The 20154-nt window shown below is 74.3% G+C and carries 16 protein-coding genes; 6 read left to right on the top strand and 10 right to left on the bottom strand.

Translation table 11 applies throughout. The features are described 5' to 3' along the window. Positions 1 to 63: 63 nt before the first annotated feature. Complete coding sequence (gene secD / locus AB0L74_RS26715; protein ID WP_365657436.1) at positions 64 to 2340, top strand: protein translocase subunit SecD; 2277 nt, start codon at positions 64 to 66, stop codon at positions 2338 to 2340. Positions 2341 to 2423: 83 nt separating this feature from the next. Here secD and AB0L74_RS26710 read toward each other — a convergent pair whose 3' ends face one another. Next, the gene (locus AB0L74_RS26710; protein ID WP_365657433.1) at positions 2424 to 3194 is read right to left on the bottom strand and encodes a GntR family transcriptional regulator; all 771 of its coding nucleotides are present in this window, start codon (positions 3192 to 3194) and stop codon (positions 2424 to 2426) included. 166 nt (positions 3195 to 3360) lie between these two features. Between AB0L74_RS26710 and AB0L74_RS26705 the strand changes: the two genes are divergently transcribed. Both AB0L74_RS26705 and AB0L74_RS26700 read left to right on the top strand, forming a co-directional pair. Beyond that, a complete protein-coding gene (locus AB0L74_RS26705; RefSeq protein ID WP_365657430.1) occupies positions 3361 to 4206 on the top strand; it encodes a (2Fe-2S)-binding protein in 846 nt (281 codons plus the stop codon). 234 nt (positions 4207 to 4440) lie between these two features. Then, positions 4441 to 5475 carry a DUF2637 domain-containing protein gene (locus AB0L74_RS26700; protein WP_365657427.1) on the top strand — a complete coding sequence of 345 codons (1035 nt, stop codon included), beginning with the start codon at positions 4441 to 4443 and terminating at the stop codon, positions 5473 to 5475. 141 nt (positions 5476 to 5616) lie between these two features. Here the strand turns inward: AB0L74_RS26700 and AB0L74_RS26695 are convergent, their stop codons facing one another. From AB0L74_RS26695 to AB0L74_RS26685, 3 genes are all read right to left on the bottom strand, one after another. Next, positions 5617 to 6096: an ATP-binding protein gene (locus tag AB0L74_RS26695; protein WP_365657424.1), complete on the bottom strand. Its 480-nt coding sequence runs from the start codon at positions 6094 to 6096 to the stop codon at positions 5617 to 5619. A gap of 160 nt (positions 6097 to 6256) precedes the next feature. Next, a complete protein-coding gene (locus tag AB0L74_RS26690; RefSeq protein WP_365657421.1) occupies positions 6257 to 7999 on the bottom strand; it encodes a pyruvate dehydrogenase in 1743 nt (580 codons plus the stop codon). 82 nt (positions 8000 to 8081) lie between these two features. Next, the gene (locus AB0L74_RS26685) at positions 8082 to 9851 is read right to left on the bottom strand and encodes a protein phosphatase 2C domain-containing protein (RefSeq protein ID WP_365657418.1); all 1770 of its coding nucleotides are present in this window, start codon (positions 9849 to 9851) and stop codon (positions 8082 to 8084) included. A 309-nt stretch (positions 9852 to 10160) separates the two neighbouring features. Between AB0L74_RS26685 and AB0L74_RS26680 the strand changes: the two genes are divergently transcribed. After that, entirely contained in the window at positions 10161 to 11144 is a 984-nt protein-coding gene (locus tag AB0L74_RS26680; protein WP_365657415.1) for a winged helix-turn-helix transcriptional regulator, read from the top strand. Positions 11145 to 11260: 116 nt separating this feature from the next. Further along, positions 11261 to 11743, top strand: a complete 483-nt coding sequence (locus AB0L74_RS26675; protein WP_365657412.1) for a DUF456 domain-containing protein — start codon at positions 11261 to 11263, stop codon at positions 11741 to 11743. On the opposite strand, the gene AB0L74_RS26670 is transcribed toward AB0L74_RS26675, so the two are convergent. The 6 genes from AB0L74_RS26670 to AB0L74_RS26645 all read right to left on the bottom strand — a co-directional run bounded on the left by AB0L74_RS26670 (position 11730) and on the right by AB0L74_RS26645 (position 18580). Next, on the bottom strand, positions 11730 to 12281 hold the full coding sequence (locus AB0L74_RS26670) for a methylated-DNA--[protein]-cysteine S-methyltransferase (protein WP_365657526.1): 552 nt from the start codon (positions 12279 to 12281) through the stop codon (positions 11730 to 11732). The genes AB0L74_RS26675 and AB0L74_RS26670 overlap by 14 nt on opposite strands. A 14-nt stretch (positions 12282 to 12295) precedes the next feature. After that, positions 12296 to 13699 (bottom strand): AlkA N-terminal domain-containing protein, encoded by a 1404-nt coding sequence (locus tag AB0L74_RS26665; protein WP_365657524.1) that lies wholly within the window; start codon positions 13697 to 13699, stop codon positions 12296 to 12298. Positions 13700 to 13778: 79 nt separating this feature from the next. Continuing rightward, a complete protein-coding gene (gene rsgA / locus AB0L74_RS26660; protein ID WP_365657409.1) occupies positions 13779 to 14888 on the bottom strand; it encodes a ribosome small subunit-dependent GTPase A in 1110 nt (369 codons plus the stop codon). Positions 14889 to 15529: 641 nt separating this feature from the next. Next, complete coding sequence (locus tag AB0L74_RS26655; RefSeq protein WP_365657406.1) at positions 15530 to 16042, bottom strand: hypothetical protein; 513 nt, start codon at positions 16040 to 16042, stop codon at positions 15530 to 15532. A gap of 114 nt (positions 16043 to 16156) precedes the next feature. Continuing rightward, positions 16157 to 17080 carry a hypothetical protein gene (locus tag AB0L74_RS26650; protein ID WP_365657403.1) on the bottom strand — a complete coding sequence of 308 codons (924 nt, stop codon included), beginning with the start codon at positions 17078 to 17080 and terminating at the stop codon, positions 16157 to 16159. Positions 17081 to 17260: 180 nt separating this feature from the next. Next, entirely contained in the window at positions 17261 to 18580 is a 1320-nt protein-coding gene (locus tag AB0L74_RS26645) for a radical SAM protein (RefSeq protein WP_365657401.1), read from the bottom strand. 281 nt (positions 18581 to 18861) lie between these two features. Between AB0L74_RS26645 and AB0L74_RS26640 the strand changes: the two genes are divergently transcribed. Continuing rightward, positions 18862 to 20115 carry a D-arabinono-1,4-lactone oxidase gene (locus AB0L74_RS26640; RefSeq protein WP_365657398.1) on the top strand — a complete coding sequence of 418 codons (1254 nt, stop codon included), beginning with the start codon at positions 18862 to 18864 and terminating at the stop codon, positions 20113 to 20115. The last annotated feature ends 39 nt before the right edge of the window (positions 20116 to 20154 follow it).

The raw sequence follows: 20154 nt of genomic DNA, 5'->3' as shown, positions 1-20154 counted from the left end.
GCGCCGCCTCCCCCGCCGCGGCCCGCGCAGGCCGCTGCCGCGGCATGCCTGCCGGAGGCCCCTGTGAACCGTTCCTCACGGGTGCGGGCGTCCCTCGCCCTCGCCGTGATCGCCGTATCGCTGTACATCGCCGTCACCGTGCCGGTCCGCCTCGGACTGGATCTGCGCGGCGGCACCCAGATCGTGCTGGAGACCCGCTCCACGCCCGCGGTCACCGCCGACGCGGAGACCACCGACCGCACGGTGGAGGTCCTGCGCGGACGCATCGACGCGCTGGGCGTCGCCGAGCCGACCCTCGTGCGCTCCGGAAGCAACCGGATCGTCGTCGAACTGCCCGGGGTCCAGGACCCGAGGAAGGCGGCCGAGGTCCTCGGCCGTACCGCTCAGCTCACCTTCCACGCGGTGCTCGGCACGGCCGAGGCCGCCGGCGGGACCGGCGGCACCGGCGCGTCCGCGCCCCCGGACGCCGAGCGTCCGCGCGAGCGGGTCCTGGCGGACGAGTCCGGCACGAGACTCCGGCTGGCGCCCGCCGAGCTGACCGGACGCCACGTCGAGGGCGCCCAGGCCCGGTTCGACCAGCAGAGCGGCGCCGGATGGCACGTCACCGTGGACTTCAAGGGCGAGGGCCGCGCCGGCTGGGCCCGGCTGACCGGGGAGGCCGCCTGCCATCCGGCCGGAGACCCGCGGCGCCGGGTCGCCATCACCCTCGACGACACCGTGATCTCCTCCCCCGAGGTCGACCCGTCGGTCGCCTGCCGCGCCGGCATCACCGGCGGTTCCACGCAGATCACCGGCTCGTTCGACGACGCGGAGGCCCGCGAGCTGGCCCTGCTGGTCAACGGGGGCGCGCTCCCGGTGCCGGTGGAGACCGTGGAACAGCGCACCGTCGGCCCCACCCTCGGGGAACGGGCCATCGAGGCCGGGGCGTGGGCGGCGGTCGTCGGCACCACGCTGACCGCCCTGTTCATCGTCGTCGTCTACCGGCTGATGGGCGCCTTGGCGGCCCTCGCCCTGGTCTGCTACGGCCTGATCTCCTACGCCGCGCTGGCCGCGCTCGGCGCCACGCTGACCCTGCCGGGCCTGGCCGGGTTCGTCCTGGCGATCGGCATGGCCGTGGACGCCAACGTGCTGGTGTTCGAACGCGCCCGGGAGGAGTACGCCGCCCGCACCCGCCCCAGTCCCCGGTCGGCCCTGACGGCGGGCTTCCGCGGTGCCTTCAGCGCGATCGCCGACTCCAACGTCACCACGCTGATCGCCGCCGCCCTGCTGTTCTTCCTCGCCTCCGGACCGGTGCGCGGTTTCGGCGTGACCCTGGGCATCGGCGTCCTGGCGTCCATGGTCAGCGCCCTGGTCGTCACCCGTGTCCTCGCCGACCTCGCGGTGAACCGTCCGGCGGTGCGCCGCCGCCCCCGCCTCACCGGTATCGCCACCCCCGGCCGGGTCCGCGAGGCCGTACTGCGCCGGGAGCCGCGCCTGATGGGCCGCTCGCGCCGCTGGCTGGCGGTCTCCGCCGCCCTGCTGGCCCTGGCGGGTTCGGGTATCGCGGTGCGTGGTCTGGATCTCGGGGTGGAGTTCACCGGCGGACGCCTCATCGAGTACGCCACCGCGAAGCCGGTCGACCCCGACCGGGCCCGCGCCGCGCTGGCCGACGCGGGCCTGCCGCGCGCGGTGGTCCAGACGTCGGGCGAGGCCGGGCTGTCGGTGCGCACCGAGAAACTGACCGACGCCGAGGCCCACCGGGTCACCGAGGCCGTCGGCGGCCTCGGGGGCGGGGCGGACAAGCTCCGCGACGAGATGATCGGCCCGAGCCTCGGCGAGGAGCTGCGGCGCAACGCGCTCATCGCCCTCGCCGTGGCGCTCGGCGCCCAGTTGCTCTACCTGGCGGCCCGCTTCCGCTGGCTGTTCGGCACCGCCGCGGTCACCGCGCTCGCCCACGACGTGGTGATCCTGGTCGGTGTCTTCGCCTGGCTCGGCAAACCCGTCGACGGGGTGTTCCTCGCCGCGGTGCTGACCGTCGTCGGCTACTCCGTCAACGACTCGGTCGTCCTCTTCGACCGCATCAGGGAGCTGCGCGGACGCCATCGCGGACTGCCGCTGTCCCGGGTCGTGGACCGGGCGGTGGTGCAGACGCTGCCGCGGACCGTCAGCACCGGCATGGGCGCGGTGCTCGTCGTCGGCGCGCTCGCCGTCCTCGGCGAGGACGCGCTCACCGACTTCGCGCTGGCCCTCCTCGTCGGCCTGGCGGTCGGCACGTACTCGTCGGTGTTCACGGCCGCCCCCGTCGCGGTCACGCTGGACCGGCGCGGTGCCGGGCGGACCGGCGTCCGGCGCGCGGGGTAGCGGCCGGGCGGCACCACCGGGTCGTCGGGCGCGGCGGACTCGGACGGCGTGAGGGGGGACATGGCCGCGGGGGAGGCAACCGCTCAGGAGGGGGCGAAGTGGTCCTCCACCAGGTCCCGCACCACGTCCGGGTCCCCGGCGATCAGCGCGTCCAGCAGTGCGGTGTGCTCGTGGGCGTCGGCCACCAGATCGGCGCGTCCGGGCGCCGCGGGCAGGCCGACCAGCGGCCACTGGGCGCGGCGGTGCAGATCCTCGGCGATCCGGACCAGTTGCTCGTTGCCCGCCAGGGCCAGCACCGCCCGGTGGAAGGCGCGGTCGGCCTCGGCGTAGCCGGCCCGGCACCCGGCGGAGGCGGCGCGGACGGTCGCCTCCGCCAGGGGCCGCAGCTCCGCCCAGCGCGCCGCGGGCACCGTACGGGCCAGGCGCAGCATCACCGGCACCTCGATCAGAGCCCGCACCTCGGCCAGTTCGGCCAGCTCCCGGCCGCTGCGCTCCAGGACGCGGAAGCCGCGGTTGGGGACGACCTCGACGGCGCCCTCCAGCGCGAGCTGCTGCATCGCCTCCCGCACGGGGGTCGCCGACACCCCGAACCGCTCGCCGAGCGCCGGGGCCGAGTAGACCTCGCCGGGCTTCAGTTCCCCCGCCAGGAGCGCGGTGCGCAGGGCGTCGAGGATCTGTCCGCGCACGGAGGACCGCTGGATGAGGGGGCGGGTGCGGGGAGCGTGCGGTCCGCCGTGCGGGTGCTCGCCGCGCGCGGGCCCCCCCGCGCCGGGCTGGGGCGGCACCCGGACCTGCCCCGGCGGGCGGGCCGCGGCGGCGTCCGGCCCGGCGGGGCCCTGCGTGCCCTGCTTCACGAGTCCTCCTCCGGGACGTGTCGGTGTGTGGGACGGGACGGGCTGGTGACCCGCCCCGTCGAGCACGATAAGCGCCCGCGCCGACGGTGCACATTCCGGCGAGTGCGGGGTAAGGTAAGGCTTACCTTTAGTCAGCCCGTTGTGAGACGTGGATCGGTGGTCCCGTATGCCCGTGCCCCGTTCGGCCGTCGCGGACGCGTACGCCCGTCTGACCGAGGTCTTCCCCGGGCTGGCCGTCACCGTGCTCGGCCCCGGCGAACCGGCCCCCCGGGGCGGCGGCTGGGTCGCCGCCGCCTCCCTCGCGGAGGGCGGGACCGCGCTGGCGGAGTTCCTCGCCTGGGACGACGCGCAGGTGCTGCGCGACTACGGCCTCAAGGCCCGCCCGGACGTGGTGGCGAGCTTCGGGCTCCACCGGTACGCCTGGCCGGCCTGCCTGCTCGTCACCGTGCCGTGGTTCCTGCACCGCCGGGTGCCCCGGCTGCCCGTGACGCACGTCTCGTTCGACCGCACCGCCCCCGGCCTCTCGCTGGGCCGCATGGCCGTCCGGACGGAGGGTTTCGCCTGCCTGCCCGGCGATCCGGCCGCCGCGCTCCCCGGCGCCCGCGTGGTCGCCGGCGAGGAGGCGCTGCGGGCCGAGGTGCGGGCGGCGGTCGCCGAGCACCTGGAGCCGGTGCTGGCCGGCTTCGGGCCGCGGATGCGGCGGCGCGGGCGCGCCCTGTGGGGCATGGCGACCGACGAGATCGTCGAGGGCCTGTGGTACGTGGCCCATCTGCTCGGCGAGGAGGAGCGGGCGCGGCACGAGCTGGAGCTGCTGCTGCCGGGCGCGACCCGGCCGTACGTCGGGGCGGCGGCGTTCCGCGAGCTGACCGGGCCGGACGGCGAGCCGCTGCGCACCCGGGACCGGGCCAGCTGCTGCATGTTCTATACGGTGCGCCCCGAGGACACTTGCGCCACCTGCCCGCGCACCTGCGACGCGGACCGCGTCGGCCGGCTGACCGCCGCCGCGCGCTGACACCGCTACCACGCCCGCCTGACAGATCACCGAAAACGCCTGCGCGATCACCCGCACAGGCAGGTCTCACTCGAACCCAATTCGCCCTCTTCAAGCGCTAGTTCGATAGCCGAGCCACCCTGGGCACCCCTGTCGCACTCCCTTGGCGGCCTCTTGCCGGGAAACTGCCTGAGCGCCACCGGCTTTGGGCCACCATGGCGGGCGTCACGCCCTATCGCACGGCAAGGGACCCAGATGAGACTGACCGACATATCGCTGAACTGGCTGCTTCCGGGCGCCGTCCTGCTCCTGGGCATGCTGGCGGCGGTTGCGGTGCTCGCGCGCGGCAAGCGCTCCCCGGTGAAGCGCGCGAGCGCGGACGACTCCTGGGAGCGCGCCGAGGAGCGCCGCAGACGCAAGGAGGCCGTCTACGGCACCGTCTCCTACGTTCTGCTGTTCTGCTGCGCCGCGGTGGCGGCGGCGCTCTCCTTCCACGGTCTGGTCGGCTTCGGCGAGCAGAACCTCGGGCTGTCCGGGGGCTGGCAGTACCTGGTCCCGTTCGGTCTGGACGGGGCGGCGATGTTCTGTTCCGTACTCGCGGTGCGCGAGGCCAGTCACGGTGACGCCGCCCTCGGCTCCCGGATCCTGGTGTGGACGTTCGCCCTGGCGGCGGCCTGGTTCAACTGGGTGCACGCGCCGCGGGGCGCGGGCCACGCGGGCGCCCCGCACTTCTTCGCGGGCATGTCCCTGTCGGCGGCGGTCCTGTTCGACCGCGCCCTGAAGCAGACGCGCCGGGCGGCCCTGCGCGAGCAGGGGCTGGTGCCGCGCCCCCTGCCGCAGATCCGCATCGTCCGCTGGCTGCGGGCGCCCCGGGAGACCTACCGGGCCTGGTCGCTCATGCTCCTGGAGGGGGTGCGCAGCCTGGACGAGGCGGTCGAGGAGGTGCGCGAGGACCGGCGGCGGAAGGAGGAGACCCGGCAGCGGCGCCGCGAGCGGCAGCGCCTGGAGCGGGCCCGGCTGAAGGCGATCCGCCGGGGCCACCCGGGGTTCCCCGGGCGGGGCGACGGACCCCAGGTCGAGATCGAGGTGCAGGCGGTGGAACGGGGCGCGGACCGGGCCGCCGCGGAGCCTGCCATATCCGCGCCGCCCACGCGTCCCTCCCTCCAGCCGGTGCGCGGCGGCGGTGACCGGGTCACCGTCGACCTCACGGCGGAGGACGACACCCAGGCCCTGCCGCGCCTGGACTCCCTGGAGCGCAAACTCAAGGACCTGGAGCAGCAGTTCGGCTGACCGGCCCCTGAGGGCGGCCGGCGCCCCCGGCCGTGAGTACGGCTTTTCCGGGCGAGGGCGCGTGGCCACGGGCCACGCCCCTTCGGCGTTCACGCCCCTTTCGCTTCACGCCGCCTCGGTGTTCACGCTGCGCGTCGGTGTTCACGCCGCCTCGGCGTCCAGTTCGAACCAGACCGACTTGCCCACCCCGTGTGCCCGGACACCCCACGCGTCCGCGAGGGACTCCAGCAGCACCAGTCCCCTGCCGTTCGTCGCCTCACCGGAGCCGGGGGCACACGGCCGGGGCCGCCCGGCCACGAAGTCCCGTACCTCCACCCGCACCCCGCGCGGACCGACGGTGGCCGTCAGTACGGCGTCGTCGTCGGTGTGGATGAGCGCGTTGGTGACGAGTTCGCTCGTCAGCAGCTCCGCCACCTCGGAGCGTCCGGGCCTGCCCCAGTGTCGCAGCAGTTCGCGCAGCGCCCGGCGCGCCTCGGGGACAGCCCGCAGGTCCGCCCGTCCCAGTCTTCGCCTGAGCTGGGGCGCCGCCGCGTCGGTGGTGCCGGTCTGCCGCTGTGCCGTGCCGTGTGCCGAGGACGCCCCGGCCGTCGTGGGGCCGCCCCCTCTTGCCTGCCTCTTCATGCCCCCGCCCGCGTGCCGATGTCGGTTTCCCTCCTGCTCGAACACGTTCACGAGGATCCTTGCCCGATCCGGCGCCCGGCAGTCCTGCCGGATGTCCGGGGGCGAAGTTGGCCGAACTCCGCCCCCCTTGCCACAGCGCCGCGAGGGGCGGTCACACCGCTTACGGGCGCGGAATGTTGCGGAGGTTGGAGCGGGCCATCTGGAGCATGCGGCCGACCCCGCCGTCCAGGACGATCTTCGAGGCGGACAGGGCGAAGCCGGTGACCATCTCGGCGCTGATCTTCGGCGGGATGGACAGGGCGTTGGGGTCGGTGAGGACGTGGACGAGGGCGGGGCCCTTGTGCCGGAAGGCGTCCTTGAGCGCACCGGCGAGCTGTTTGGGTTTCTCGACGCGCACGCCGAAGGCGCCGCACGCCTCGGCGACGGCGGCGAAGTCGGGGTTGGTGTTGGCGGTGCCGTGGGAGGGGAGCCCGGCGACCATCATCTCCAGCTCCACCATGCCGAGGGAGGAGTTGTCGAACAGCACCACCTTCACCGGGAGGTCGTACTGCACCAGGGTGAGGAAGTCACCCATCAGCATGGAGAAACCGCCGTCGCCGGAGAGGGTGACGACCTGCCGCCGCCGGTCGGTGAGCTGGGCGCCGATCGCCATCGGCAGCGCGTTGGCCATCGAGCCGTGCGAGAAGGAGCCGATGATGCGGCGGCGCCCGTTGGGGGTGAGGTAGCGCGCCGCCCAGACGTTGCACATGCCGGTGTCGACGGTGAACACCGCCTCCTCGTCGGCCATTTCGTCCAGGACCGCCGCCACGTACTCGGGGTGGAGGGGGACGTGCTTGTCGACCTTCTTCGTGTACGCCTTGACGACTCCCTCCAGCGCGTCCGCGTGCTTCTTCAGCATCTTGTCCAGGAAGCGCCGGCTCTTCTTGGCCTTCACCCGCGGGGTCAGGCAGCGCAGGGTCTCCTTCACGTCGCCCCACACGGCGAGGTCCAGCTTGGAGCGGCGGCCCAGGTGCTCGGGCCGGATGTCGACCTGCGCGATCTTCACGTCGTCGGGCAGGAAGGCGTTGTACGGGAAGTCGGTGCCGAGCAGGATCAGCAGGTCGCACTCGTGGGTGGCCTCGTAGGCGGCGCCGTAGCCGAGCAGCCCGCTCATCCCGACGTCGAACGGGTTGTCGTACTGGATCCATTCCTTCCCGCGCAGCGCGTGCCCCACCGGCGCCTTGATCTTCTCCGCGAACGCCATGACCTCGGCGTGCGCCCCTGCCGTGCCGCTGCCGCAGAACAGGGTGACCTTGTCGGCCTCGTCGATCAACCGGACCAGCCGGTCCAGCTCGTCGTCGCCCGGGCGGACGGTGGGCCGCGAGGTGACCAGGGCGGTCTCGGCGGCCCGCTCGGGGGCGGGCTCCCCCGCGATGTCGCCGGGCAGGGCGACGACGCTCACGCCGCGCCGGCCGACGGCGTGCTGGATGGCGGTCTGGAGCACCCGCGGCATCTGGCGCGGACTGGAGATGAGTTCGCAGTAGTGGCTGCACTCGGTGAAGAGCCGGTCGGGGTGGGTCTCCTGGAAGTAGCCGAGGCCGATCTCGCTGGAGGGGATGTGGGAGGCGAGGGCGAGGACGGGGGCCATGGAGCGGTGGGCGTCGTACAGGCCGTTGATGAGGTGGAGGTTGCCCGGCCCGCAGGAGCCGGCGCACGCGGTCAGCTTGCCGGTGATCTGCGCCTCGGCGCCTGCGGCGAAGGCGGCGCTCTCCTCGTGCCTGACGTGCACCCAGTCGATGGCGGCGTTGCGGCGTACGGCGTCCACGACGGGGTTGAGGCTGTCGCCGACGACGCCGTACAGGCGCCGGACTCCGGCGCGGGCGAGGATGTCGACGAACTGTTCCGCGACGTTCTGTCTGGCCATGGCTGTGGTGTGCCCTCCGGTCCGCTGGGTCCTCGGGTTGCTCCGGGTTCCTCTGGGTCCCATGAATCCACAGCGGGCGCCGTCACGCCTCCCACACGGCGGCGGCCGTACGGTCGTCGGCGTAGCCCTTCACCCTGACCCGGGCGTCGGCGAGGAAGGCGGCCAGGCCCGGCGGGGTGGGGCCGGACCAGCGCCGCGCCAGGTGTTCGCGCAGTTCGTCCTCGCCGCGCAGCGGCTCGGCCAGACCGGCGGTGCACATCAGGAGCACATCACCCGGGCGGGCGAGGGAGACGCGGAAGCGGAAGGGTTCGCGGGGCGGCGTTCCGGCCGGTTCGCCGTGCGGAGCGGGCGGGGTGGCGAGGTCCGGGTCAGGGGTGGGCCGGTCGCCCTCGGGTGTCCGGTCCGGCGGCGGGCCGTACCCGGCGGCCGGGGTTCCGGTGACGCCGGCGGCGTCCGGCTCCAGGTCCTGCCAGGTGCCGTCGCGCAGCCGGAACAGTCCGCCCGCGCCGACGCCGAAGAACACGCGCGTACGGCAGTCGGGGTCGCCCGGCAGCAGCAGACAGCGCAGGGTGGCCGTGTACGTGTCGGGGGCGAGGTCCTGTTCGGCGGCGTCGGCGCGGAGCTTGCCGAGGCTGCGGTCGGTGAGGCGGTGCAGCCCGGCCTTCAGGTCGCCGCGCCGCCCGGCCCGGACGTCCGCCAGCAGTTGGAGGTGGCTGCGGCCGACGGCCCGGCCGATCCAGCGGCAGAGGTCGGCGGCGGCGCGGTGCGCCCCCGGAGCGGCGCGGGCCCCGGTGGCCATCGCCACCACGATCAGTGCCTGGTCGCCCGTGCCGAAGCGGGCGGTGAGCAGGGCGTCGCGGCGCCGCTCCCCACGGAACCGGGGGGAGTCCCCGCGCAGCGAGAGGGCGCGCAGGGTGCAGGTGCCGTAACGGGCGCCGTCCAGCACGGTGTCCGGGATCAGGTCGTCGAGGCCGTCGGGGTCGGCGGCCGGCAGCGCGGTCGGTTCGGGGTCGTAGGTGGGCGGGCCGGAGCCGACGTAGTCGGGGGACGGGGGCGGTACGACGGCGGCCCGGCCGGCGGCCCGGCCGTCCCCGGGGGCCGGCGGGGGCTGGTCGATCGGGGGTTCGCCCGGGGCCTCGGGGGCGTCCTGCCCCGAGGCAGGGGACGGGGACTCCGGCGGGGCGGGCGTCCGCAGGGGGAACGAGGGCGGGGGTGGGGGCGGAGGCGGGGACGTGCGCGGGTCGGGGGGCCTCCGGGCGGCCGGGACGTGCGCGGCGGGTGTCCCGGCGGGGCGGGACGGCGCTCCCGGCGGCGTGTCCGGGGTTCCGGGCGCCGGACTGGGCGGGAAGGTGACGGGACCGGCCGGTGCGGCGCGCGGACCTTCCCAGGGTGCGCGCGGCGGGGCGGCCGGATCCCCGGCGCGGGGCGAGACACCCACCGAACCCCCGGCATCCGGCGCGGCCCCCACCGGGTCCCCGGAACCGTACGAAACGTCTGCCGAATCCCCGGTACGCCCTGCGCTTCCCCCGGGCTCCCCGGTGCTCCCGGCGGGGATGCGCGGGTCCGCGGCGCGCGGTGCCGGGACGCCGTTGGCGGCGCGGGGTGCCGGGACGCCGTTCGTGGTGTGCGGCGTGCGGGGCGGCCGTTCGCCGGGGGCGGGTGAGCCGGTGGCCCCGCCCGTGCCGTCCGCCGGCGGTCCGTCCGTCTCCGTCACCGCCCCGGCCGCGGAGGCGAACCGGTCGTCCAGGGAATCGGCCGCGGCCGCGGGACCCGTGTCGCCGGTGGTGTCGTCGTACAACTGGCCCCACCAGTCGTCGTCGTGACCGGTGGGACTTCCCCCCTGCTGGCTCATGTCCCCGATTGTCCACCGCACGAGCCGTGGGAAAACGGGTCATCCGGAAATTGCGCCGGGCGGCGACCGGCGGGAACACCGCGTCGGGTGAGGCGTCGAACAGCCATGCGGTGCGGTCGCCGGGCGGCCGCCCCCCCACCGAAGGACCGTCCGGCGAGCGAAGGTGACCCGGACCCCCGGCGCCGCGGCGCCCCCACCTTGGCGGAGGGACGGCCGGTACGGCGATGATGTCCCGAGGCGGGTTTGCGCCGTGGCCGTTTCCCGCCACGGGCGGCAGCGCGGGCCGGTTCTGGGGAGGGGCGACGCTTGATGCTGGGAGTGCTGGGGCTGGACGAGACGCATGAGGCGGCGTACCGGGCGCTGGTCTCTGCGGGCGCCGCCGACGTGCCCGATCTCGCGCGGCGGCTGGCGCTCGGCGAGCAGGCCACCGAGCGCGCCCTGCGCCGGCTGGAACGGCAGGGGCTCGCGGCGCAGTCCTCGGCGCGGCCCGGCCGCTGGGTCGCCGCGCCGCCGGGCGTGGCGCTGGGCGCGCTGCTCGCCCAGCAGCGGCATGAGCTGGAGAGGGCGGAGCTGGCGGCGGCCCTGCTGGCGGAGGAGTACCGGGCGGCGGCGGCCGAGCCCGCGGTGCACGATCTGGTCGAGGTGGTGATCGGCGCGGCGGCGGTCGCGCAGCGCTTCCTCCAGCTCCAGCTCGGGGCGAGCGAGGAGGTGTGCGCGCTGGTCACCGGCAATCCGATGGCCGTCAGCGGCATGGAGAACGACGCGGAGGAGCAGGCGGCGGGGCGCGGTGTGCGCTACCGGGTGGTGGTCGAGCGCGCGGTGCTGGACCTGCCGGAAAGCCTCACCGAGCTGACGGCCGCGCTCGGCCGCGAGGAGCAGGTGCGGGTGGTGGACCGGGTGCCGACCAAGCTGGTGATCGCCGACCGGTCGCTGGCCCTGGTGCCGCTCACGCGGCGCAGCGCGGAGCCCGCCGCGCTGGTCGTCCACGCCAGCGGGCTGCTGGAGCTGCTGGCCGGGCTGTTCGAGTCGGTGTGGCGGAGCGCGCTGCCGTTGCGGCTCGGCGCGTCCGGGATGACGGAGCGGGAGCCGGACGGTCCCGACCCCACCGACCTGGAGATCCTCTCCCTGCTCCTGGCCGGTCTGACCGACGCGAGCGTCGCCAAGCAGCTCGATCTGGGGCTGCGCACCGTGCAGCGCCGGGTGAAGCGGCTGATGGAACTGACCGGGGTGACGACCCGGTTGCAGCTGGGCTGGCACGCGTACGAGCGGGGCTGGGTGGCGCGGGAGCACTGACGCCGCCCGGCCCGCGCGCGGCCGCCGCCCCGCCCGGACACAGCCGTTGTCCGGCCCACCCGCGGCCGCCGTCCGGAGGTTCTGCGATCCCGCCGGGCCTCCGGCACTCTGGTCGGATGGGAGTGGTGGAACTCCTGCTGGCCGGCCTGGTCATCGTGCTCGGGCTGTGCGGAGTGCTGCTGCCCGGGGTGCCCGGCTCGTGGCTGGTGTGGGCCGGGGTCTCGTGGTGGGCGTTGCGGGATCCCCGCCCGGTGGCGTGGAGCGTGCTGGTGGGGGCCACGGCCGTGCTGCTGCTGTCCCAGGCGGTGCGCTGGGCCCTGCCGCCCCGGCGGCTGCGGGCGAGCGGCGCGGGCCGGCGGCTGACGGCGTTCGCGGGAGCGGGGGCGCTCCTCGGGTTCCTGCTGATCCCGGTGGTGGGGGCGATCCCCGGCTTCCTGGGCGGTGTCTACCTCGCCGAACGGCTGCGGCTGGGCCGGCACGGCGAGGCGGTGGCGGCGCTGCGCACGGCGATGCGCTCGGGCGGCTCCAGCGTGCTGGCGGAACTGTTCGCCTGCCTGCTGGTCGCGGCGGCGTGGCTGGTCGCGGTCATCGCGGGCTGAGGTGCGCGGGGGCGTCCGCCCGGCCCAGGGCGCCCTCCAGCGTGAGGAGCCAGGTCTTGCGGGTGAGCCCGCCCGCGTACCCGGTCAGGGTCCCGTCCGCGCCGATCACGCGGTGGCAGGGCCGCACGATGAGCAGCGGGTTGGCGCCGATCGCGCCGCCGACGGCGCGCACCGCGGCCCGGGAGACGCCGATCCGCGCGGCGATCTCGCCGTAGGTCGTGGTCCGGCCGTACGGCACGGCGTCGAGGGCGTCCCACACGCGGGTGCGGAAGGCGGTGCCCTCGGCGCGCAGCGGCAGCCGGAACTCCGTGAGCTCCCCGGCGAAGTAGGCGGCGAGCTGGTCGGCGGCCTCGCGGAACGGCCCGGGGTCGTGCCGCCAGCCGTCCTGCACGGTGCGTCCGCCCTTCTGCCCGGGGACCGACAGGGAGGTGAGCGCGCCGTCCGGGCCGGCGGTGAGGAGCAGGCGTCCGACGGGGCTGTCGAGCGCGGTCCAGTACGTGGGGGCGTCCGCGGTGCCGGGGGCCGCCGCGTCGGTGATCGTGCCGTAGGTCGTCACGAGAACTCCAGCTCTCCGGCTGCACGCAGGTGGTGCAGGGCGTACGAGCGCCAGGGGCGCCAGGTGTCGGGCAGGTCGGCGCCGGGCGGGGCGACGTCCGGGTCGCCGAGGGCGCGGGTGCGGATGGCGGCGGCCGTGGCGGCGTCCAGGCCGGGCAGGGCGAGCAGGGCCCGGTGGGCGTCGTCCCGGTCGGCGCCGGGGTCCAGGCGTACGTCGCCGTCGGCGAGGGCGGCGGCGAGGGCGCCCAGGGGGCCGGGCTCTGCGTCGGCGAGGGCGGCCGGCTCGGGGAAGACGTGGGTCAGGCCGCCGCACGGGGCGTCCAGCCGTTTGCCGTACCGCTGGACCAGCCGCGCGGCCCGCGCGCTCCCCGTCAGCGCCCGCACCGCGAGTTCCTCGGGGTCGGCGGCGCCGGGTGAGCGCAGTCCGGGGCGGGCGGCGACCAGCGGGGCGAGCCGGGGGTCGGCGCCGAGCCGCTCGTCGACGGCGTACGGGTCGGCGTCGAGGTCGAACAGGCGCCGCAGCCGCTGGACGGCGGTGGTCAGGTCGCGGTGGTCGGTGAGGTGCAGCCGGGCGTCCAGCCAGCCGCCGGGGTGGGCGCCGCGCGAGGCGGCTCCCGGGCTGCCCGGGCGTTCGTGGACGGCGGCGATCGCGGTGCCGTGCGGGAGGCGGAGGGTGCGCCGGTAGACGCGGCGGCCGGGGGTACCGGTCACCTCCTCGACGCCGGGGACGGCCTCCCGCTGGAGCAGGTCGAAGACGGACCGGGCCTGGTAGGGGCCGCGGTGGGCGAGCCGCAGCGGGATCCCGGCGGCCGGGGTCGCCCGGCGGCGGGCCGCCCGTCCGCCGCCGGGCGCGGCGGCGCGCAGTTGGCTCGGGGTGGCCGCGTACACGGCGCGGATGGTGTCGTTGAACTGCCGCACGCTGGCGAACCCCGACGCGAAGGCGATCTCGGTGACCGGCAGTCCGGTGGTCTGGAGCAGGACCCGTGCGGTGTGCGCGCGCTGGGCGCGGGCCAGGGCGACCGGCCCGGCGCCCAGCTCGGCCGTCAGCTGCCGCTGCACCTGCCGGGGGCTGTAGCCGAGGCGGGCGGCGAGGCCGGCGACGCCCTCCCGGTCGACGACGCCGTCGCCGATCAGCCGCATGGCGCGGCCGACGACGTCGGCGCGCACGTTCCACTCCGCCGAGCCGGGCGCGGCGTCCGGACGGCACCGCCGGCAGGCCCGGAACCCGGAGCTCTGCGCGGCGGCGGCCGTCGGGAAGAACCGCACGTTGTGCCGTTTCGGCGTGACCGCCGGGCAGCTGGGCCGGCAGTAGATGCCGGTCGTCTCGACGGCGAAGAAGAACGCGCCGTCGAACCGGGCGTCCCGGCTGCGCACGGCCTCGTATCGGGTGTCCTCGTCCATCACGCTGTCCAGTCTCCGCCAGACCGGGCGGATCGGGCTGGCGGAAATCGGACATGGCGTCGGCCGGTGTGGCCGTCCGTCAGCGCAGACGGCCGCGCTTGGCCTCCATCGCCGCCCTGCCCTGGGCGCCCCGGCGCTTCCATTCCTTGCGGATCTCGGCGCGCAGCCGGGCGTCGGTCTTGGCGACGATGCGCTGGTTCTCCCGCAGCAGCTTGTGGTAGCTCTCCAGCCGCCGCTCGGGCAGTTCCCCGGCGTCGAGGGCGGCGCGGACCGCGCAGCCGGGCTCGCTCTCGTGCGCGCAGTCGTGGAAGCGGCACTCGGCGGCCAGTTCCTCGATCTCCGCGAAGACCTGGCCGACGCCGTCACCCGCGTCCCACAGTCCGACGCCGCGCAGTCCCGGGGTGTCGATCAGCGCGCCCCCGCCGGGCAGGGGCAGCAGGTTGCGGGTGGTCGTGGTGTGGCGTCCCTTGCCGTCCACGTCGCGGGTGGCCCGCACGTCCATGACATCCTCGCCGAGCAGGGCGTTGGCGAGGGTGGACTTGCCCGCTCCGGACTGCCCGAGCAGCACGGCCGTGCCGCCGCCGACGACGGCGGACAGGACGTCGAGCCCTTCGCCGCGCAGGGAGCTGACGGGCAGCACCGGCACGCCCGGGGCGGCGCTCTCGATGTCCTGGACGAGGTGGGAGAGCGTCACGGGGTCCGGCACGAGGTCGGCCTTGGTGAGCACGACCACGGGCTGCGCCCCGGACTCCCAGGCGAGGGCCAGGAACCGCTCCACGCGGGCGAGGTCGAGTTCGACGGCCAGCGACACGGCGATGATCGCCTGATCGACGTTGGCGGCGAGGATCTGCCCCTCGGACCGCTCGGAGGAGGTGGAGCGCACGAAGGCGGTACGGCGCGGCAGCAGCGTCCGCACATACCGCGGATCACCCCCCTCGGGATCGACGGCGGCCCAGTCCCCCGTGCAGACGACCTTCATCGGGTCCCGGGGGACGACGAACTCGGTGTCGGCCCGGACGGTGCCGACCGCGGTGACGACGTCGCAGAGCCCGCGATCGACGCGGACGACACGGCCGGGCACGAGTCCCCGCTCGGCATACGGAGCGAACTCAGCCTCCCAGCCCGTGTCCCAGCCGTACGGCACGAGCGGATGCGAGGAGGACGAACTCTGGAGAGAGGAGGAAGACAAGGGGTGACCCTTCAGAGGGGTGGCCCCGGCACCGCGCGCTGGCGCGGAAAAAGGTGTGAGGTCAGCCGGCGGCCACAGAGGTGGACTTGACGAACTTCCGGATGCGGGCAACGCCCGTCGCAGCGACAGCCATCGGTCAACACCTCCCGAGCACGTAGAACGACTACCGGCGGCAGAGCATCCACCGGATCGTGCATAACCCTAGCCACCCCTCTTGGGTATGCACCAGCTAATTACCGGCACCACACTCCGGCCTGATGAGGTCACACGGCCTGCGGCGGCGCAAGCGGCGACATCCGCAGCAGCGTCATGGTGGAGGCACCGTCGCCGCAGCGCTGCGGGAGGCAGCGTGAGAGGGCGGTGCCCACCGAAGTGGCAGCCCTGTCACGTCGGCGGCCCGCCCTCGCGGCGGCTGCGGCGCCCGGAGCAACACCTGCATGCGTGCGCGGTGCCGTGCTGGACGCCGTGAAGCGGGGCTGGCGGTACCCCGCCAGACAGCCTGCGTCAGTGCACCTTGGGATTCACGCTGAAATCAGAAACTTCTCCTTCGGAGATCGAGCTGGCCTGGATCACTCAAGAACTGAATTGAAGCGGCTCGCCAAGGAGAGACCTTGGCGGGCCGCTTCGACCGCACTGTTATGTCACTTGCCGCTCGTAGTGGCGAACTGCAGCACGGTGCAGTCGGAAACCCACCACGGAAGACCCTCGCGTACCTCGTTCAGCTTGCGCCCCGTATAGTCCGGCGGAGCGTCGGGGACACCCTCGGCTTCAAGGAGATAGAAGTCCGCCCCTTGGCCAGTGACGGAAAGCTCGCCGCCCGGGAAGAGGTCGAGGTCCATCCGCCATCCCTTTCGTGCCGCCGATGGTGTGCTCGACATGATCGCGAAGGACAGCAGGTCACGCTCCAGGGGCTCCTCATTCCACTGGAATGACGCAAGCCCCCGGACCACGAGCAGGGCGGCGTTGCCCGTGCGGTACTGGAGGGCGCTGCGCATGTCGAGGAGCAGCCCGGCCCTGCCGGTGAGGGGGCACACCCTGCAGTCGAGGAGGCCGGTCTCCTGCAACGCATCGGACTCCCGCAGCGGGTCCCAGTCGACGGGATCCGCCGGCGTGCCGTCCTGGGAGCCTCTGAAGAGGTCTTCGATGGAAGTCATGGAATCGGGATGTGCTTGTAGGGGTCGTTGTTGGGGATGCCGACCTGACCCGTGATGGGGTTCATGGACTGGCCCTCGTTCATGTAGATCACGCACCCGTTCGGGTACGGGTATTTACCCTTCGCGACCGGGTCCATCACACGGACGCACCTCACCTTCTTGTTGAGCCCGTTGGCGATGGCCTCGCTCTCCTTGATCTCGTAGACCCAGCCCTTGCCCTTGTCTGTCACAGCGACGGCCTTTCGCCCCTTGGGCAGCCAGGGCGTCCCCCCCCCCCCCCCCCCCCTTGGGCCCGACGACGTTGCCGATCAGGCACCGGCTGTTGTGGACCAGCACTGGGGTGTCGCCGACCAGTACGTAGTACGAGTGCAGGTCCTTGACCGTAAGGTTGCAGGTGCGCGCGTACTGGCTGGAGAAGCGGTTGGCCCGGACAGTGACGATGTCGCCATCGTCCCGGTTTGTCGGGATGTAGCACTTCGGCTTGCTTTCGCTTTCCTTTTTCCGCTTCTCCGCGGCGAGGCGCCGGGCTTCGGCTTCCTCAGCCGTGTGCTTGGCCGCGATGTCCTTCCACGCCGCGGCTGCGTCCTTCTTGGCCTCCTCGGCGCTCTCGCCTGCTGCCAGCGCATCGGCCTGGGCGCGGTCGCTCGCTACCCGGGCCTCGTAGGCCGAGGTGCGGGCGTACTCGGCCGAGAACTCGGCCTGGGCTGCGGACTCCTCGGCTGCGATGGCGTCCTGGTTCGCACGGTTGGCCGCGGCGCGCGCGGTAGCCGCGGACGCCTTGGCCCGCGCGGCGCTGCTCTCTGCTTGGCCGGCGGCGGCGTCGGCGTCGGCTGCGTAGTTCCCGGCCTCCCTTGCGCTCTGCGCGGCGTCCTGCTTGGCCTTTTCCGCGTCGGCGGCGGCCCCCTTCGCCTCGGCGGCGGCCTGGGAGGCGAGGGCGGCGTTCTTCCGGGCGGTGGCCGCGATTTCCTGGCCCTCGGCGATCAGCCGCTGGACCTGGGCGATGTGGGTGGCCGCGAGGCCGTCCTTGCGGGCGGCCATGTGCTGGCCCGCATCGACGAACGCCGCCCGTCTCGCGGCCCCGGTGCCGGGCCGGGAAGGCCGGCCGGTGCCGGGGCCGCGGCCGTCCGCGGCCGCCCCGGTGCTCCGGCTGGGGTTCACGTCCCCTGGCCCCCCGGTGAACCCCCGGCAAAGTGCCGGGGGCGGGGTCACCGCCTCAGGTCAGGCCCCCACCGGCTCGTCCGCCGGAAGGCTGTCCATGAAGGAGCTGACCGAGAAGACCGCGCGGCCGGCGCCGGGCGGGCCGTAGCCGGGGGGCGAGGAGAGGCCGAAGTCCTCCATGGTCTGGCGGTAGGCCTGGAGGAGGCGGATGTGGTACTCCAGCGGGGCGCCCTGGGGGTTGGCCTTGCCGAGCGGGGTGGTCGGCTCGGGGCACCAGGTGGTGAAGCGGGGCGTGATGCCGTGCGACATGAAGAAGCGCAGGCCCTCGGTGGTCGACTCGATCGCCTCGTCGACCGTCTTGAAGCCGAACGGCTCGGCCATCTCCACGCCCGCCACGAAGTTGGGGATCACGTTGCGCGCGCCGAAGACGTCCGCCGAGTCCAGGATGCGCTTGTGCCACTCGTCGCGGCCGACGTAGCGCTCCTTGCCGGGGCAGTACATCTTGAACAGGTACTCGTCCCACACCTCGAAGTTGGGGTGGTAGATCTGCACGCCGTAGTCCTTGAACCGCTGGACGTCGGCCTTGGGCAGCGCCTGGGCGACGACCTTGCCGATCCAGCGGCCCGGGAAGCGCTCCTCGATGGCCTTGGCGTAGTGGCCGTAGAAGTCGGCCTCGTCGCGGCCGGCGACCGTCTTGGTGATGGCGCCGCCGGTGAGGGTGTAGGCGGTGGACGCCTTCTGGGTGTCGTAGCGGTCGATGATCTCCAGGGCTTCGAGGACCTCCTCGACGTCCTTCACGCCCGTGTACGGCCGCCCGGCCGCCTTGTGCTGGCGCCAGTTGTGATTGATGTCGCAGTACTGGCACTCCTCCTTGGCGCCGAAGTACTGGCAGACGCGGAAGACGGTCAGGTAGATCAGGTAGCCCCACTGGATGGTGGGGGCCACCTCCATGACGGACTTCCCGTTGGACAGCTTGTGCCGGTAGTACTCGGGCATGGGCGGCACGCCGACGTCCGAGATGCGCCTGCCGTCCAGGTAGAGGCCGAGCATGCCGTCCTCGTCGGCGGCCACGCGGTAGGGCGAGGCCGGGTTCACGCGGACCGAGACGACGGTGCGGCGCAGGTCGTAGGGGCCGCCGGTGAGGATGATCTCCTCGGGCGGGCGGCGCAGCGCGGCCTCGCCCAGCTCGGGCAGGGTGCCGTGGTCGAAGGAGAAGATGAAGTACGACTTCGGCTTCACCTCCCCGGACTCGTTGTCACTGAGGGCCGAGGGGTCGAAGGCCACGCCGCCCCGCAGCAGGTCCTCCTTGAAGACGGCCTCCCGCGGCACATGCGGAAACCGCTCCATCAGATCCTCGACCAGCGCGGTACGGCTGTCCATCCGTCTCTCCTCCCGGCTCAGGCGTACGACATCTCACGGTATGCCCCCGCCTTCGCGCCGTCCGTGCCGGGTCCCCCCGGACCGCGCGGCGTGTCCTGTCCGGGCGTGCCGGGCGGGAGCCCCGGGCCCCTGGTACGGGCGTGCCCCGGGCCGGGCCCGGGGGCACGGGGGCGCCCGGCCGGTTCCCGCTTCCCCCACCTGGGTGACGGCCCGGACCGGTCCCCCGGATAGGTTCCAGCGGTGACCTCCTGGCGCTCGACTCCCCGGAAAGGGGCGACCGGATGACCGAGACCGTGACCAACTGGGCCGGAAACATCACCTACGCGGCGAAGGAACTGCACCGGCCGCACTCCCTCGACGCGCTGCGGGCGCTGGTCGCGCGCAGCCCGGCCGCGCGGGTGCTGGGCAGCGGGCACTCCTTCAACGACATCGCCGAGCCCGGCGCCGAGGGCGTGCTGCTGTCGCTGGCCGCGCTGCCGCCGGAGATCGACGTGGACACCACGGCCCGCACGGTCCGCGTCGGCGGTGGTGTGCGGTACGCGGAACTGGCCCGCCGGGTGCACGCGCACGGGCTCGCGCTGCCGAACATGGCCTCCCTGCCGCACATCTCGGTGGCCGGGTCGGTCGCGACCGGCACCCACGGCTCCGGGGTGGGCAACGGCCCGCTGGCCGCCGCCGTGCGAGAGGTCGAGCTGGTGACGGCGGACGGCTCGTCGGTGGTGATCGGGCGGGGGGACGCGCGGTTCGGCGGAGCGGTCACCTCGCTGGGCGCGCTCGGCGTGGTCACCGCGCTCACCCTGGACCTGGAGCCTGCCTTCGAGGTCGAGCAGTACGTCTTCACCGAACTGCCGCTCGACGGGCTGGACCCCGACGCCTTCGAGGCGGTCATGGCGGCGGCCTACAGTGTGAGCCTGTTCACGGACTGGCGGGCGCCCGGTTTCCGGCAGGTGTGGCTGAAGCGGCGCACCGACCAGCCGCTGCCCGCTTTCCCCTGGGCCGCGCCCGCCACCGTGAAGGCGCACCCCGTCCCCGGCATGCCCGCCGTCAACTGCACCGAGCAGCTGGGCGTCCCCGGGCCGTGGCACGAACGGCTGCCGCACTTCCGGGCCGAGTTCACGCCGAGCAGCGGCGCGGAGCTCCAGTCGGAGTATCTGATGCCGCGCCGGCACGCCCTCGGCGCGCTGCGCGCGCTGGACGCGATACGGGCGACGGTGGCCCCGGTGCTCCAGATCTGCGAGGTGCGCGCGGTGGCCGCCGACGAGCAGTGGCTGAGCCCGTCCTACGGGCGGGACACGGTGGCCGCGCACTTCACCTGGGTCGAGGACACCCGGGCGGTGCTGCCGGTGGTGCGGCGGGTCGAGGAGGTGCTGGGCGCCTTCGAGCCGCGGCCGCACTGGGGGAAGGTGTTCACGACTCCGGCGGCACGGCTGCGCGGGCGGTATCCGCGGCTGGACGACTTCCGCGCGCTGGCGCGGGAGCTGGACCCGGCGGGGAAGTTCACCAACGCGTTCGTGCGGGACGTGCTGGGCGGGTGACCTCCCTCGGCACACACCCTGTCAGTCCTCCGGTGAAGT

Source organism: Streptomyces sp. NPDC052020, assembly GCF_040680575.1.
GTDB lineage: Bacteria > Actinomycetota > Actinomycetes > Streptomycetales > Streptomycetaceae > Streptomyces.
The sequence above is the reverse complement of the archived record's forward strand: the minus strand, read 5'-3'. Positions and strand labels throughout refer to the sequence as shown.

Excerpts from the sequence above, each read along its gene's own strand:
- AB0L74_RS26690 (WP_365657421.1), bottom strand. The coding sequence starts at position 7,999 with ATGGCCAGACAGAACGTCGCGGAACAGTTCGTCGACATCCTCGCCCGC.
- AB0L74_RS26695 (WP_365657424.1), bottom strand. The coding sequence starts at position 6,096 with ATGAAGAGGCAGGCAAGAGGGGGCGGCCCCACGACGGCCGGGGCGTCC.
- AB0L74_RS26685 (WP_365657418.1), bottom strand. The coding sequence starts at position 9,851 with ATGAGCCAGCAGGGGGGAAGTCCCACCGGTCACGACGACGACTGGTGG.
- AB0L74_RS26675 (WP_365657412.1), top strand. The coding sequence starts at position 11,261 with ATGGGAGTGGTGGAACTCCTGCTGGCCGGCCTGGTCATCGTGCTCGGG.
- AB0L74_RS26665 (WP_365657524.1), bottom strand. The coding sequence starts at position 13,699 with ATGGACGAGGACACCCGATACGAGGCCGTGCGCAGCCGGGACGCCCGG.
- AB0L74_RS26705 (WP_365657430.1), top strand. The coding sequence starts at position 3,361 with ATGCCCGTGCCCCGTTCGGCCGTCGCGGACGCGTACGCCCGTCTGACC.
- AB0L74_RS26650 (WP_365657403.1), bottom strand. The coding sequence starts at position 17,080 with ATGGCCGCCCGCAAGGACGGCCTCGCGGCCACCCACATCGCCCAGGTC.
- AB0L74_RS26645 (WP_365657401.1), bottom strand. The coding sequence starts at position 18,580 with ATGGACAGCCGTACCGCGCTGGTCGAGGATCTGATGGAGCGGTTTCCG.
- AB0L74_RS26680 (WP_365657415.1), top strand. The coding sequence starts at position 10,161 with ATGCTGGGAGTGCTGGGGCTGGACGAGACGCATGAGGCGGCGTACCGG.
- AB0L74_RS26640 (WP_365657398.1), top strand. The coding sequence starts at position 18,862 with ATGACCGAGACCGTGACCAACTGGGCCGGAAACATCACCTACGCGGCG.
- AB0L74_RS26700 (WP_365657427.1), top strand. The coding sequence starts at position 4,441 with ATGAGACTGACCGACATATCGCTGAACTGGCTGCTTCCGGGCGCCGTC.
- AB0L74_RS26655 (WP_365657406.1), bottom strand. The coding sequence starts at position 16,042 with ATGACTTCCATCGAAGACCTCTTCAGAGGCTCCCAGGACGGCACGCCG.